We start from the raw sequence: 13,760 nt of genomic DNA on the forward strand, positions 1-13,760 counted from the left end.
TGACGCTGCGGGCCGACTAAGACCGAATGATGACCTCCCACATCGCGCCCCCGCCCGACACAATGCAAGCAATGGTGCTGACCGAGTTCGGCGGCCCCGAGGTGCTGCACGCCGCCGAGTTGCCCACCCCGGTGCCCGCGGCCGACGAGGTGCTGGTCGAGATCGCCTGCACCAGCGTCAACCCGGCGGACTGGAAAACCCGCGAGGGCAAGCTCTCCGCCTACATCGACTATCACTTCCCGTTCGTGCTCGGCTTCGACCTGGCCGGCGTCATCGCGGCAGTCGGGCCGGGCGTGACCCGTTGGCAGGTGGGCGATCAGGTCTTCGGGATGTCCAACCAGCGCAACGGGAATGACGGCACTACGCCGAATACTGCCTCGCATCGTCCGAGCTGCTCGCGCCACTGCCCGCCGGCTGGAGCCACGTCGACGCCGCGGGACTGCCGGTGGCGGGCAGCACCGCCTACGGCGGCATGGTCGACGCCGGCGGGCTGCAGGACGGCCAGACCGTGCTGATCAACGGCGGCGCCGGTGGCGTCGGCAGCATCGCGATCCAGATCGCCCGGGCGCTGGGCGCGCGGGTCGCGGTGACGTGCAGCCCGAGGAACTTCGATTACGTCACCGAACTCGGCGCCGAGCTGGCCATCGACTACCGCGGCGGCGACGTCGTCGCGCAGCTGCGGGCCTGGGCTCCGTCGGGCGTCGATCAGGTGCTCGACGCCGTCGGGCTGGACACCCTGCTGCCGCATGCCGAGGAGCTGGTGGCTCCCGGCGGCAGCTACGTCGAGATCGAGACCCTCATTTCGCGCGCCGACGAGGAGCGGGTGGCCCGTGCCGCCGAGCGCGGCGTGCGGATCGTCTCCAACATGATCGCGGTCCAGCGCCAGCCCCAGCACCTCATGGAGTTGGCCGCACTCTGCGCCAAGGGCGCGATCCGGCCACCGGAAACCGAGGTGCTGCCACTGTCGAAGGTGGCTGACGCGCACCGCCTCGTCGAGGCCGGGCACGTCCGCGGGAAAGTCATCCTCGCCACGCATTCCGGCTGAGCTCGCCCGGCCAAAGCCCTTGGGACGGAGACTCATCCGACCACCGGGCTGGTAGCGTGATGCGGACGTTCAGGCCGAGGCACGGGAGGCATTGTGGGGCATCGCGAATTGCTCCATCACCTGGTGTCCGACGCCGCTGCCGCAATGCCTGATCGGCCGGCTCTCATCGCCGAGGACGGCACCGTCACGACGTTCGCGCAGTTCGACCGGTCGATCGCGGCGGTCGCCGGCTGGATCGCGTCGCGGACCAGGCGCGGCGACCGCGTCGCGGTGATCGCCGACAACGGCCCGGATTACGCGACGCTCTACTACGCGGTGCCCGGCGCCGGACGCATCCTGGTCCTGATCAATCAGCGGCTCAGTGCCGACGAGCATGTCGCACAACTGGCGACCGCGGCTCCGACCTTGATACTGGGTGACGGCCGCTATCTGGGGCCCCTGAACCGGCCCGAGGCAATCTCGTTCGACAGCGAAGAGTGGACTGCGGCAACTCAATCGGCCGGACGGCCCGGGCCCGACGAACCTGACGCCGACGACCCCGTCTGGCTGCTGTTCACCAGTGGGTCGACGGGAGCGCCGAAAGGTGTTGTGCACACGCATCGTTCGATCACCGCGGCGGTCCGGGGCAGTATCGCCGGCAGGTCGGTCCGTCCGGGCGGTGTCTATCTGCTGCCGTTTCCCATGTGCCACATCGCCGGGTACAACATGCTGGTGCACCACGGTGCCCGGTCGACGGTGCTGCCGGTGGCGGCATTCCGGCCCGATGACTTCGCGGCCGCGGTGAACCGGCACCAGGTGACCTCGTGTTCGTTGGCCCCGACCATGCTGCACAGCCTGCTGGCCCATCTGGACCAGGCCGGCACCGATCTGCCGTCGCTTCGCGACATCGCCTACGGTTCGTCGGCCATTCCGGCCGACCTGCTCCGGCGTGCCCTCGACCGGCTCGACGTGGGATTCCACCAGGGTTACGGAATGACCGAAACCGGCGGCAACGTCACGTTTCTCGGGCCCGAGGACCACCGGGCGGGCGCTGCTGGCGACACCGCCGTCCTCGGGTCGGCCGGCCGTCCCCACGGCGGCGTGCAGATCCGGATCGCGCCGAACGGCGAAATCCTGGTGCGCGGAGACCAGGTGGCGGTCCGGTACTGGCCCGACACGCCCACGACCGTCGACGGCTGGTTGCACACCGGCGACGTCGGATATCTCGACGACGAGGGCCGACTCGTGGTGTCCGACCGGCTGAAGGACATCATCATCACCGGCGGCGAGAACGTGTCCTCGCGGGAAGTCGAGGACGTGCTGTCAGCGCACCCCGACGTGGATCAGGTTGCGGTCGTGGGGGTTCCGGATCCGTACTGGGGTGAGGCCATCTGCGCGGTCGTCGTGCCCAGCGGCGGGGCTCACCCTGACGCGGATGCCCTGACCGCGTATGTTCGCGAGCACATCGCGGCCTTCAAGCGCCCCCGGCACGTCGTGTTCGTGGACGCCCTACCGCTGACGACCAATGGCAAGATCGCGAAACAGATACTGCGCGAACAGCTCCGAGCACGATTCACCAACTAGCGCGGCTGCTCAGGGCGTGGTCGTCGCGAGGCCTGCCCGCTCGACGCTCATCAGGCTCTCGGTCTCGTGCTCCTGCCGGTACGCCGCACCACCGCCGTTGAGGCCGAACAGCCGCTTGCTCCACAACAACCACAGCACGGCGATGATGTTCACCAGCAGCATCGCCACGCGCAGTGTGGTGACCTTTTCCGTCAGCTCGTAGATCTCCAGCGGCAGGAAGATACCGGTGGCCACCACCGCGAAATACTCTCCCCACCGCCACATCCCCCACAGCCCGACAGCTTCCACCAACTCGATCAGCGCATACACCGCAATGCCGATCCCGATCCACAACAGGGTCGTGCCCGACATGGTGAAGGCATCGTTGATGTGCCGAATGATCTTGGAACCGTCGATGTTCCAGCCGATCTGGTCGGCCAGCGGCCGCAGCAGGGGCAGGTCCTTCTCGAACATGTCCCGCAGATGCACACGCGCCGCTCGCACCCTGAAGACGCCGTAGGACATCGCGGCCAGCAGCAGGAATCGGAAGACGCGCTCGACCGCCAGCACCCGCATCAGCACGCGGTCGCGCAGCAGCCGGCCGCGCGGGACTTCGGGTGCCGATTCCGCCGGTCCCTTCCCCCGTGGCGGGCCGACGACGAACGTCTCGCACCTCAGGCAGCGCCACGCCTCACCGACCGGGGTCTGCACGTGCAGACGGGCGGCCAGCTCCGGCTCATCCGGGGCGAACGTTGCGTGGCCGCGGAGTCCGCAGGACCGGAGGGCGAAATCCACCATGTCCGTACCGTATCGACACGAGCTGAGCGGAGCACCCGAATCCGCCCGCCGTAGTTCCGCCGGTTCAAGGAAGATGGACCGATGCCATCCCTACTGTGGTTCCGTCGCGACCTGCGGCTGCATGACCTGCCCGCGCTGGCGGCTGCGATCGACCAGGACCGTGACGTACTCGCGTGCTTTGTGCTCGACCCGCGCCTCGAGGCGTCGTCGGGCCCGCGCCGTCTGCAGTTCCTGGGCGACTGTTTGAGACACCTGAACGCAGAACTCGATGGCCGACTCCTGATCACCCGTGGCCGCCCTGAAGAGCGAATTCCGTTGATCGCCAACAAAGTCGATGCCACTGCAGTGCACATCTCGGCAGATTTCTCGCCGTTTGGCCGACGCCGCGACAGCCGCGTGCAGGACGCCCTGGACGGTATCCCCCTGATATCCACCGGATCGCCGTACCTGATCTCGCCGGGGCGGGTCACCAAAGACGACGACAGCCCATACAAGGTGTTCACGCCGTTCTTCCGTCGCTGGCGTGACCACGGCTGGCGGCAACCGGCCGGCACCGGTGCACAATCGGCACGGTGGATCGATCCGGGCAGCGTGGCGACCGCCGTGTCCAAACTTGCCGACGCCCCAGACACTGGTGTGCCGGCCGGATTCACCGCCGGCGAGGAGGCAGCTCGGCACCGGTGGCAGCAGTTCGTCGACGAGGGACTGGGCGACTATGACGACCACCGCGACCTGCCCGGCATCGACGGCACGAGCCATATGTCGGTGCATTTGAAGTTCGGCACCATTCATCCCCGCACCATGGTCGCCGACCTCGACTTACGCCACAGCAGCCACCTTGCGTACCTGCGCCAGCTTGCTTTTCGCGATTTCTATGCCGCGGTACTGCATCACTGGCCGAACAGCGCCTGGCACAACTGGAACCGCGACTTCGATGTCATCGAGACCGATACCGACGACGCGGCAGAGCGGCTCTTCGAAGCCTGGAAGGCCGGACAGACCGGATTCCCGTTCGTCGACGCCGGCATGCGGCAATTGCATCAGACCGGATTCATGCCCAACCGGGTACGTATGATCGCCGCGTCCTTTCTGGTCAAAGACCTGCACCTGCCTTGGCAATGGGGCGCCCGCTGGTTCATGGAGCAGTTGGTGGACGCCGATATCGCCAACAATCAGCATGGCTGGCAATGGTGCGCGGGCAGCGGCACCGATGCCGCGCCCTACTTCCGGGTGTTCAATCCGACAGCGCAAGGACAGAAATTCGACCCCACCGGCGCCTACATCCGCCGCTGGATTCCCGAACTGGCCGACGTGGTTGATCCCCACCTCAAATCGGGATCGCGGCCGGCCGACTACCCGGCGGCGATCGTCGATCACGGCGAAGAACGCGGCGAAGCGCTCCGCCGGTACCAAGCGGTCGGCGCCCGAAGCGCCGCCGTGCGCGCGTCGCGGAAACCGTAGCGATTCCCCGGCGTATGGCAGCATCGACAGGGGGCACCTGCCAATTGGCCAGTGCCGTCGCGGTTCTGCCGCACCGGGGGAAGGATTGCGATGCGTGTCACGACATTACTGATCACGGGAGTCGCGACAGCCGTCACCGCGGCCGTCGGCGGCGCCGCAACAGCGCCTGCGGTCCGCTCGAGGTGGTATGCGCAACTGCGGAAGCCGGCCTACCAGCCGCCGCGTCAGGTGTTTCCGGTGGTCTGGCCGGCGCTGTATGCGGACATCGCCGCGGTGTCGGCCGCCACCATCGATGAATTGGGGGCAACCGGCCGCGACATCGAGCGACGCGCCTACCGGAACGGGCTCGCACTGAACCTCGTACTCAACGCCGCGTGGTCCTGGTTGTTCTTCAACCGCCGCCGGTTCGGAACGGCGACAGCCGTCAGCGCCGTGCTGACGGTGAGCAGCGCCGATCTGTCAAGGCGGGCCGTCGACGCCATCGGCGGACGGGCCGCACCACTGGCGCTGTATCCGCTGTGGTGCGCTTTCGCCACCGTGTTGTGCGGGCACATCCGGCAACTGAACCGCCGAGCCGGCCAGTCGTAGCCGCGGAGGTCTGGCACTCACCGGGCCATCGACCTACGCTGGCGAGCATCCACGCCCGATACACGCGGAGGCCAGGTTGCCGAATCCGGAAGCTTTTCTCGACCAGTTCGCCGATGACGCGTCCGGGCGGGTGTTCGCCGAGCCGTACCACACGCCTGATGGCTCGACTGTGATCCCCGTCGCCAAGGTCAGCCACGGCGGCACCGGACCGACGGCAAAACCGCTGGGCGTCTTCGTCATCCGTGACAGTGGCACGACCTGGGTGCCCGCCGTCGATGCGGACCGCATCGCGTTGGTCGGTGTCGTGACGGGCCTGGTGGCCGCGACAATCGGCTGCCTTGCGCTGCTGCGGCGCCCGCCGTGGCCGGACCTGTCCGATCACGGACATCTGGCGCCGGGCCGGCGCCGATTCACTTCATAGCTCTCCACATTGCGTGTTTCGCGAGTCCGCTCCCGGGTATCTGGTGTTGCGGGGGTCGTGGAGTTGTTCGACCGCGGGACAGCGCGGAAGAGCGATTCCTCTTTCATCACGAGCACACGCAAGGAGATCAACCCATGACCTTGAAGAAGACCGCAGCGCGTGCAGTTGCAACCAGCATGCTTGGCCTGGCAGGCCTCGGCGTCGGCGCCGGCCTCGCGCAGGCAGACCCGGTCGGCCCGATGCCGACACCGCCATTTCCGTCGCCAAACGTCCCCGGACCAGGCGTAAACGCCGGGACACCGGGCAACCCGCTCCCGCCGGGACGCGGTTTCCTCCCGCCTCCTGGACACGGCGGGCCGATGCCGCAGGACCGTATTCCGTTCACCGCGACGCCGTCGTGGGTCCTGGTCCCGGTGGTGCCGCCGATGGGCACCCCACCGGCACCGGCGCTCCCGGACTGGGCCACCGGCATGCAGGTGGTCTGGAACCCTGACCTGGGCGCTTGGGGCGTCTGGGACATGCAGGGCAGCGCGTTCATCCGCATCTGACCGACAGCAAGCGGCCGCCACCCCGTCGTTTGACGGGGTGGCGGCCCGCTGACGGGGACTGCGGACCTCGCAGCACTCACCAAATCCCCGGAAACTCTACGGATACTCCCAGCTGTATCCCAGGCAGAAATGCTAACTCTGGCGTCAATTCTTTCTACCGTTACCGCTGACAGCCATCAGTGCGCGGGCGGAGGGAACGACCATGGGTTGCTCACGGTACATCGGCCGGGTCGGCGCCCTGGCAGTTTTTCTGGGGGTCGGCGTATCGCTGACGACGGGGCAGGCGATCGCCTACGCCGAGCCGTCGGCGACGGACACCTCGCACGCGACACAAGCAGCAACCCCAGGCAAGCCGGCACCCCACACGCCCACCTCAGAGACGGCGGCACGGGCCGACACGACGCCGGCCTCGACGCCAGACGGATCGGTGCCCTCACCCCACAAGCCCAAGCGGCAGCCGAAGAACAAGGGCGCTGACAGCAAGAACACCGAGACGGCCGGCAAGCACCGCGACGCGAATTCCACCCGCCACGCAGACCGCGCCACCAAGGCCGCGCCGGCCTCGACCACCGGCGAATCCGTCAGCGCCACAACGAAAACCGATCAGCCGCGGCCCACTGCGACGGTCAACCACTCCCCCACACCAGCGGTCGCCGCGACCTCGGCCGTGCCCGCGACGGCATCGGTGGCCCATACCGCCGCCGCACCGCCGGCGGCGGTCGTCACGCCCACCGTGTCGGCCCCTTCCGTACCCAACACGATCAACCAGATCGTCACCGCCGCAAAGCAACTCATCGGCGTGGTGCTGCGGCCGCTGGTATCGACGCTGCCGTCGAACGTACCCGCCAATTCGCCCGCCCTGTGGACGGTATTGGCCTGGGTGCGCAGGCAGATCGAGACGAATCTCCTTCCACCCCATGTGGTCTCCGCCTGGAACGTGACGAGCCCGAACCTGCTGACCAACCCCGGTGCCGAGTTCGGTGATCCTTCGCTGTCCGGCGGCAGCACGGTGTCCATCCCCGGCTGGACCGTCACCGGCACGCCGCCCTATGGCACCAAGCGCCAGCTCCCGTTGGGTCTGCCGACGCCGGGGCCGACACTCCCGGCCATCTTCAACTTCCCCAGTGATCGGCCGACCCCGGGCGACACGCAGTTCTTCGGAGGCGGCAATGTCGCGACCTCCACGCTGACCCAGACAGTCGATCTCAGTGGCGCCGTCGCGGGCATCGATACCGGCACGACACCGTTCAAGCTGAGCGGCTTCCTGGGCGGCGCCATGATCGATCCTTCGGCCGCGTCGATCAAGGTCACGTTCCTCGACGCCACCGGGACGCAACTGGGGGTCGGCAAAGTGGCGCCCGTCGGCCCCTTCGAACGTTGGTTCCAGACCGGACTGCTCGAGCGCAGCACCGAAGGCACCGTCCCGGCCGGCACCCGCACCGCGCAAGTTGTCGTCACCCTGAAAGACTTGAACCCGCTGACCGGCGGCTACAACAACGCGTTCGCCGACGATCTCTCGTTCACCGTCGGGGCGTCGCTGCCTGCACCGTCGCCGCCCACCCCGCCGAAGTCGACGGTCGGCGCGCTCGACCACATCTTCATGGTCTACCTGGAGAACAAGGGCTACAAGGACATCGTCGGCAGCGCCAACGCGCCGTATCTCAACAGCCTGATCGACACTTACGGCGTCGCGACCGACTACTACGCGCTGACGCATCCGAGCGACCCGAACTACTACCCGATCCTCGGCGGCTCCGACTTCGGCCTCAGCTACAACTGCGCGACCAACTGCATCGATGCCACCAACCTCGCCGACCGAATCGAATCGGCGGGCAAGACCTGGGCCGGGTACGCGCAGGGCATGTCCGCCGCCGGGCCCTACGTGTCGACAAGCGACTATGCGCCCGACCAGTTGCCGTTCCTGGCGTACAGCGACATCTACAACAATCAGGCCCGCGCCACCGCGCATCTCCATCCATTGACCCAGCTGGCGACCGACCTCTCATCGTCGGCCACGACGCCCAACTTCGCCTGGTTCGCGGCCAATGAAGCCAACAACGGCGAAGGTCCCATCGACTCCGTCCAGGGCGTCCTCAACTACATCGGGGCGCTGCTCACCAACCACCAGTACAACGTCAAGGCGGCCGATCAGTTCGCTCAGCAGACCATCCCGACCATTCTGAATTCGGCCGTCTGGAACGACCCGACACAGCGGTCGGCCATCGTCGTCACATTCGACGAAGACAGCGACAACCTGTCGCTCGGTTTCGGCAACGGCGGCAATCGTGTTGTCACCGTGGTGATTCCGTCACAGGGAGCCGTCAACGCCGGGATGCGTTCGGGTAACTTCACCAGCACCACCTACGCCAACCACTACAGCCTGCTGCGCACCATCGAGGATTCACTGCAATTGGCGCCGTTGACCAACAACGATGCCTACGCCGTGCCGCTCAACGACTTCTGGGGCACGCCGCCGGTCATGCCGTAACCCAGAAACGACAGTCGGGCCCGAGGAAAACCTCGGGCCCGACGTCTACTTCCGGCTGGGTCGGTGGATCAGAACCAGTCGACCTGCGCTTCGACGGTGGTGCGGTCCAGGCTGGCCAGCAGGTCCAGCTGGGTCGTCACCTTCGGCAGCTCGTAACGGAAGAAGTACTGCGCGGCAGCACGTTTCCCGTCGTAGAAGTTGCCGGTGTTGCCGCCGGCGGCAACCAGCTGCTCCAGCCAGATCCAGGCCATCACGATGTGGCCCGCAGCTTCCAGGTATGCGGTCGAGTTGGCCAGGGTGGTCTCGGGATCGCCTGCGGCCCACAGCGTCGCGGTGACCTCGGCGAGCCGGTCGGTCTGCGCCTGCAGCTCCCGCGCGTAGCCGGCCGTCGCCTCCGACTGCAGTGCGGTCTGGACGGTCTCCCCGATCCGGCGCTGCAGCAGCTTCAGGCCGGCGCCGCCCTGCATGACGACCTTGCGGCCGAGCAGGTCGATGCCGTGAATGCCATGCGTGCCTTCGTGAATGGCGTTGAGGCGGTTGTCGCGGTACTGCTGCTCGACGTCGTACTCGGTGGTGTAGCCGTAGCCGCCGTGAATCTGGATGCCGAGGTTGTTGGCTTCCAGGCACCACTGCGACGGCCAGCTCTTGGCGATCGGGGTGAGGACCTCGAGCATCAGCTCGGCCTCGTCGCGTTCGGCGCCGGTGAAGATCTTGATCTGGTCGACCAGCCGGGCGCAGTACAGGCCGAGCGCCAAAGCGCCTTCCACGTAAGACTTCTGGGCCAGCAGCATGCGCTTGACGTCGGCGTGCTCGATGATCGCGACCTGCGCGCGCGACGGATCCTTGTCGCCGACCGGACGGCCCTGGGTGCGCACCTTGGCGTACTCCAGCGACGTGAGGTATCCGGCGTAGCCGATGGCGGTGGCCATGGAGCCGACGGCCACGCGGGCCTCGTTCATCATGTGGAACATGTAGGCCAGGCCGCGGTGCTCATCGCCCACGAGGTAGCCGACGGCGCCGGGCTCGTCGGTGGGCTGGTGGCTGCCGTCACCGAAGTTCAGCAGGGCGTTGGTGGTGCCGTGGTTGCCCATCTTGTGGTTGAGGCTGACGAGCGCGACGTCGTTGCGGGTGCCGTCGGTCAGGTACTTCGGCACGATGAAAAGCGAGATGCCCTTCACGCCGGGGCCGCCGCCCGGGACCTTGGCCAGGACCAGGTGCACGATGTTCTCGGACAGCTCGTGGTCACCGCCGGTGATCCACATCTTGGTGCCGGTGACCCGGTAGGTGCCGTCGGCGGCCTTGGTGGCCTTGGTGCTGATGTCGGCGAGCGACGAGCCGGCGTCGGGCTCGGAGAGGCACATGGTGCCGAAGTAGCGGCCCTCGAGCATCGGGCGGACCCAGGTGTCGATCTGCTCTTCGGTGCCGTACTCGGTCAGCAGGTTGGCGTTGCCGACGGTGAGGAACGCGTACGAGAAGGTGGCGGGGTTCGCGGCACGGAAGAACGCGGCCGACGACTGCGCGACGACGTTGGGCAACTGCATGCCGCCGACACGCTCGTCGAACGAGCTGGCCATCAGGCCCGCGCCGTTGAAGTCGTCCAGCGCCTGCTTGATCTCGTCGATCAGCACGACCTTGCCGGTCTCGTCCACGAACGGCGGGTTGTGGTCGGCCTTCTTGTTGTGCGGCGCGAAGCGCTTGGTCGCGATGTCGGCGCTCAGATCGAGGACGGCATCGAAGGTGTCCCGCGAGTGCTCCGCGAAGTGCTCGTGCTTGGTGAGCTCGACGACGTCAAGCCACTCGTACAGCAAGAAGTCCAGGTCGCGCCGAGACATGAAATCAGTCACTGGGTTCTACCTTCCAATGCAGCCAGACATTAGCAGTCGCTCATTTCCTAAGCGATTGCTAATATCGCCTATCGGCCGGGTCTATGTCAACTGTGTGTACGATCACCAGCACATGAAGACCGACCGGACCACCGACTCGGCCGCCGCCGAGCGCATCCGGCGGGCGGCCATCGAGGCGTTCGCGGAATCCGGCTACGGCGGCACCTCGACCCGTCAGATCGCCAAACGCCTCAACATGAGCGCGACGGCCATGTACCCGCATTACCGGTCGAAGGAAGAACTGCTCTACGCCATCGCCCTGGAAGGGCACGGCAGCCTGCTGGCGACGCTGCGGGCCACCGACGATGCCGGCGCGCCGAGCGCGGAACGCTTCCACACGGTCGTCGCGGCCTTCGCCACCTGGCATGCGGAGAACAGCAAGCAGGCCAGGGTCGTGCAGTACGAGCTCCACGGTCTGACCCCGGCCCACTACCGCACCATCGCCCCGCTGCGGCACCAGGTCACCGCCGTGATCGCCAACATCATCGAATCCGGCATGGCGACAGGTGAATTCCACGTCGACAACCTCGACGACGTCGTGATGGCCATCTCGTCGCTGTGCGTCGACGTGTGCCGCTGGTTCCCCTCGCGGACGCACCGCGATCCCCACAAATTGGGCGAGATCTACGCCCAGGTCGCCGCCCGCCTGGTGCGCTGACCGCACTCTGCGGAAGTTCCTTCGGCGGCTCCGTCGCGCCCCCGATTTTTCGGGCTCTACCTGCCATAACCGGCCAGTGAACCGTCGGCGGTCGTGATGTACTTGCTGCCGACGACAGGAGGCCCGATGGTCAACCCTCCACCGGAGGATCGCGAACAGGTCGCGACGGCGGCCGACGACAGCCCGTCCATCACGGGCGACGCGCCAACGACCGAGGTCCGGTTGCGCCGGGTGCGCGGCAGATTCAGCATCCAGTCGAAGCTCATCACGATGCTGCTGGGCGCGAGCATCGTCTCGGCCGCCATCGTGGGTTTCATCGGGTACCAGACCGGACAGGCCTCGTTGCGCAACGCCGCTTTCGATCGGCTGACGCAGGTCCGTGAGACGCAGTCCCGGCAGTTCGCCGCGCAGGTCACCAACCTGAAGAACGCCCTGCTCATCTATACCGGCGGGCCGGCGATGGCCGAAGCCGTGCAGGCCTTCAGCACCGGGTTCAACGAATTGGCCAATGCCACAATCGATCCCGCCGAGCAGCAGGCGATCGTCGACTACTACAACCAGGAACTGATCGACCCCGTCGAACGGGCGACGGGGGCCAAGCTGAACCTCGACGTGCTGTTGCCGTCGTCCAACGCGGCCAAGTACCTGCAGGCGCGGTACACCGTCGCCGCGGCACGGCCCAACGGCCCACCGCCGCCGCCCGACCCCACCGCCTGGGGCGCCGCCTCGGCCCGCTACAACCCGTTCTTCCAGGAGATCGTGCGGCTGTTCGGCTACGGCGACGCCCTGTTGATCGACGCCACCGGCAACGTCGTGTACTCGGCCAAGAAGCGTGCGGACCTCGGCACGAACGTGCTGTCCGGTCCATACCAGCAGGGCAACCTGCACGAGGCCTACGCCAAAGCCATGGGCGCCGACCGCGTCGGGTACGTCGCCGTCACCGACTACCAGACCTATCACCCGGCCGCCGACCACCCGATCGCCTGGATGGCCGCGCCGGTCGTGACGGGCGGCCGCACGGTGGGAGTCGTGGCGCTGCAATTCCCGATCTCCGGGCTGAACGCGCTGATGACATTCAACGGCAAGTGGCAGGCGAACGGTCTGGGCTCGACCGGCGAGACCTACCTCGCCGGCACCGACGATCTCATGCGGTCGAATTCCCGCCTCTTCGAGGAGAATCGGCAGACCTATCAACACGATGTCGTCGCGGCCGGGACACCCGCCGAGTTGGCTGAGCGCGCCGTCCGGCTCGGCGGTACCACGCTGATACAGCCCGTCGGCGGCCCCGCCACCCGTGCCGCGCAGCGCGGCCAGTCGGGGGTGCTGATCGCCACCGACTACCTCGGTCAGGAAACGCTGCAGTCGTATGCACCCGTGACCGTCGGCCCCGACGTCAACTGGTCGATCGTCGCGAAGATCGATACCGCGGAAGCCTTTGCGCCCGAACGCGTCTTCACCAGAACCATGGGCGTGGCGGTGACCGCGATCGTCATCCTGGACTGCCTGGCCGCCATGGCACTCGCGCAGCTGTTCGTCCGGCCCATCCGACGGCTCGAGGCCGGCGCCCAGAAGGTCAGCCGGGGCGACTACGACGCGATGATCCCGGTGCGGACGCGCGACGAATTCGGGGATCTGACCAAGACATTCAACGACATGAGCCGGCTGCTCGGGATCAAGGACGACCTGCTGCGCCGCGAACGCCGCGAGAACGCCCAGCTGCTGCGCTCGCTGATGCCCGAATCGGTCATCGAGCGCTATCGCAGCGGCGAGGAGACGATCAGCGAGAACCATCAGGACGTCGCGGTGCTCTTCGCCGACATCGACGGTCTCGACGCCCTCTCCAGCGCGCTACCGGCCGACGAATTCCTCACGGTGGTCAACGAATTGGTGCGCCAGTTCGACGACGCCGCCGAACGCAGCGGAGTCGAACCGGTGCGCATCCTGCGCAACGGCTACACGGCGAGCTGCGGTTTGAACGTGCCCCGGCTGGACAACGTCGAGCGCATCGTCAACTTCGCCATCGAGTTGCAGCGCATCGTCGCCCGTCTCAACGACGAGGACAATCTGCAGCTCGGTTTCCGGGCCGGCATCGACACCGGCACCGTCACCAGCGGCCTGGTGGGCGGCGCCACCATGATGTACGACATGTGGGGCAGCGCAGTCGATTTGGCCTATCAGATTCAGGCCGGCGGCGCCGAGCCCGGGATCTACATCACCGGGCGGGTGTACGACGCCGTGCACGACACCCACCGGTTCACGCCCGCCGGGCAGCACATCGTCGACGATGTCGAAGAGCCCATCTGGCGGCTGGCGGGGCGGCGGTAGGCC

Annotated in this window: 12 protein-coding genes; 10 read left to right on the plus strand and 2 right to left on the minus strand. The window is 67.2% G+C overall.

Annotated features, from left to right (window positions below; translation table 11 throughout):
• Window positions 1–71 precede the first annotated feature (71 nt).
• From ACJH7A_RS20310 to ACJH7A_RS20320, 3 genes are all read left to right on the plus strand, one after another.
• Complete coding sequence (locus tag ACJH7A_RS20310; RefSeq protein ID WP_234789752.1) at window positions 72–515, plus strand: alcohol dehydrogenase catalytic domain-containing protein; 444 nt, start codon at window positions 72–74, stop codon at window positions 513–515.
• Window positions 446–1,045 carry a zinc-binding dehydrogenase gene (locus ACJH7A_RS20315; RefSeq protein ID WP_244602347.1) on the plus strand — a complete coding sequence of 200 codons (600 nt, stop codon included), beginning with the start codon at window positions 446–448 and terminating at the stop codon, window positions 1,043–1,045. Before ACJH7A_RS20310 ends, ACJH7A_RS20315 begins: the two co-directional genes overlap by 70 nt.
• Before the next feature lie 123 nt (window positions 1,046–1,168).
• A complete protein-coding gene (locus ACJH7A_RS20320) occupies window positions 1,169–2,608 on the plus strand; it encodes an AMP-binding protein (protein WP_256370151.1) in 1,440 nt (479 codons plus the stop codon).
• A gap of 9 nt (window positions 2,609–2,617) precedes the next feature.
• Here ACJH7A_RS20320 and ACJH7A_RS20325 read toward each other — a convergent pair whose 3' ends face one another.
• Window positions 2,618–3,385: a DUF2127 domain-containing protein gene (locus ACJH7A_RS20325; protein ID WP_061009895.1), complete on the minus strand. Its 768-nt coding sequence runs from the start codon at window positions 3,383–3,385 to the stop codon at window positions 2,618–2,620.
• 81 nt (window positions 3,386–3,466) lie between these two features.
• Between ACJH7A_RS20325 and ACJH7A_RS20330 the strand changes: the two genes are divergently transcribed.
• From ACJH7A_RS20330 to ACJH7A_RS20350, 5 genes are all read left to right on the plus strand, one after another.
• The gene (locus ACJH7A_RS20330) at window positions 3,467–4,846 is read left to right on the plus strand and encodes a deoxyribodipyrimidine photo-lyase (protein WP_135357316.1); all 1,380 of its coding nucleotides are present in this window, start codon (window positions 3,467–3,469) and stop codon (window positions 4,844–4,846) included.
• Between the two features lie 90 nt (window positions 4,847–4,936).
• Window positions 4,937–5,434, plus strand: a complete 498-nt coding sequence (locus ACJH7A_RS20335; protein ID WP_135357315.1) for a TspO/MBR family protein — start codon at window positions 4,937–4,939, stop codon at window positions 5,432–5,434.
• A gap of 76 nt (window positions 5,435–5,510) precedes the next feature.
• The gene (locus ACJH7A_RS20340; RefSeq protein ID WP_110767598.1) at window positions 5,511–5,855 is read left to right on the plus strand and encodes a GerW family sporulation protein; all 345 of its coding nucleotides are present in this window, start codon (window positions 5,511–5,513) and stop codon (window positions 5,853–5,855) included.
• A gap of 134 nt (window positions 5,856–5,989) precedes the next feature.
• Window positions 5,990–6,403, plus strand: coding sequence for a hypothetical protein (locus ACJH7A_RS20345; protein WP_061009885.1), 414 nt, complete (start codon window positions 5,990–5,992; stop codon window positions 6,401–6,403).
• 202 nt (window positions 6,404–6,605) lie between these two features.
• A complete protein-coding gene (locus ACJH7A_RS20350) occupies window positions 6,606–8,891 on the plus strand; it encodes an alkaline phosphatase family protein (RefSeq protein WP_406802611.1) in 2,286 nt (761 codons plus the stop codon).
• A gap of 68 nt (window positions 8,892–8,959) precedes the next feature.
• Here ACJH7A_RS20350 and ACJH7A_RS20355 read toward each other — a convergent pair whose 3' ends face one another.
• Window positions 8,960–10,723 carry an acyl-CoA dehydrogenase gene (locus tag ACJH7A_RS20355; RefSeq protein WP_406802621.1) on the minus strand — a complete coding sequence of 588 codons (1,764 nt, stop codon included), beginning with the start codon at window positions 10,721–10,723 and terminating at the stop codon, window positions 8,960–8,962.
• A gap of 124 nt (window positions 10,724–10,847) precedes the next feature.
• On the opposite strand from ACJH7A_RS20355, the gene ACJH7A_RS20360 reads away from it, so the two are divergent.
• Both ACJH7A_RS20360 and ACJH7A_RS20365 read left to right on the plus strand, forming a co-directional pair.
• Window positions 10,848–11,432: a TetR/AcrR family transcriptional regulator gene (locus ACJH7A_RS20360; RefSeq protein ID WP_318986061.1), complete on the plus strand. Its 585-nt coding sequence runs from the start codon at window positions 10,848–10,850 to the stop codon at window positions 11,430–11,432.
• Window positions 11,433–11,558: 126 nt separating this feature from the next.
• Window positions 11,559–13,757 (plus strand): adenylate/guanylate cyclase domain-containing protein, encoded by a 2,199-nt coding sequence (locus tag ACJH7A_RS20365; RefSeq protein ID WP_406802612.1) that lies wholly within the window; start codon window positions 11,559–11,561, stop codon window positions 13,755–13,757.
• Window positions 13,758–13,760 lie beyond the last annotated feature (3 nt).

Source organism: Mycobacterium sp. SMC-17, from assembly GCF_045310915.1.
Taxonomy (GTDB): Bacteria; Actinomycetota; Actinomycetes; order Mycobacteriales; family Mycobacteriaceae; genus Mycobacterium.

Coding starts and splice junctions, on each gene's coding strand:
- ACJH7A_RS20310 (WP_234789752.1), top strand. CDS start 72: ATGGTGCTGACCGAGTTCGGCGGCCCCGAGGTGCTGCACGCCGCCGAG.
- ACJH7A_RS20360 (WP_318986061.1), top strand. CDS start 10,848: ATGAAGACCGACCGGACCACCGACTCGGCCGCCGCCGAGCGCATCCGG.
- ACJH7A_RS20330 (WP_135357316.1), top strand. CDS start 3,467: ATGCCATCCCTACTGTGGTTCCGTCGCGACCTGCGGCTGCATGACCTG.
- ACJH7A_RS20345 (WP_061009885.1), top strand. CDS start 5,990: ATGACCTTGAAGAAGACCGCAGCGCGTGCAGTTGCAACCAGCATGCTT.
- ACJH7A_RS20325 (WP_061009895.1), bottom strand. CDS start 3,385: ATGGTGGATTTCGCCCTCCGGTCCTGCGGACTCCGCGGCCACGCAACG.
- ACJH7A_RS20365 (WP_406802612.1), top strand. CDS start 11,559: ATGGTCAACCCTCCACCGGAGGATCGCGAACAGGTCGCGACGGCGGCC.
- ACJH7A_RS20355 (WP_406802621.1), bottom strand. CDS start 10,723: ATGTCTCGGCGCGACCTGGACTTCTTGCTGTACGAGTGGCTTGACGTC.
- ACJH7A_RS20335 (WP_135357315.1), top strand. CDS start 4,937: ATGCGTGTCACGACATTACTGATCACGGGAGTCGCGACAGCCGTCACC.
- ACJH7A_RS20350 (WP_406802611.1), top strand. CDS start 6,606: ATGGGTTGCTCACGGTACATCGGCCGGGTCGGCGCCCTGGCAGTTTTT.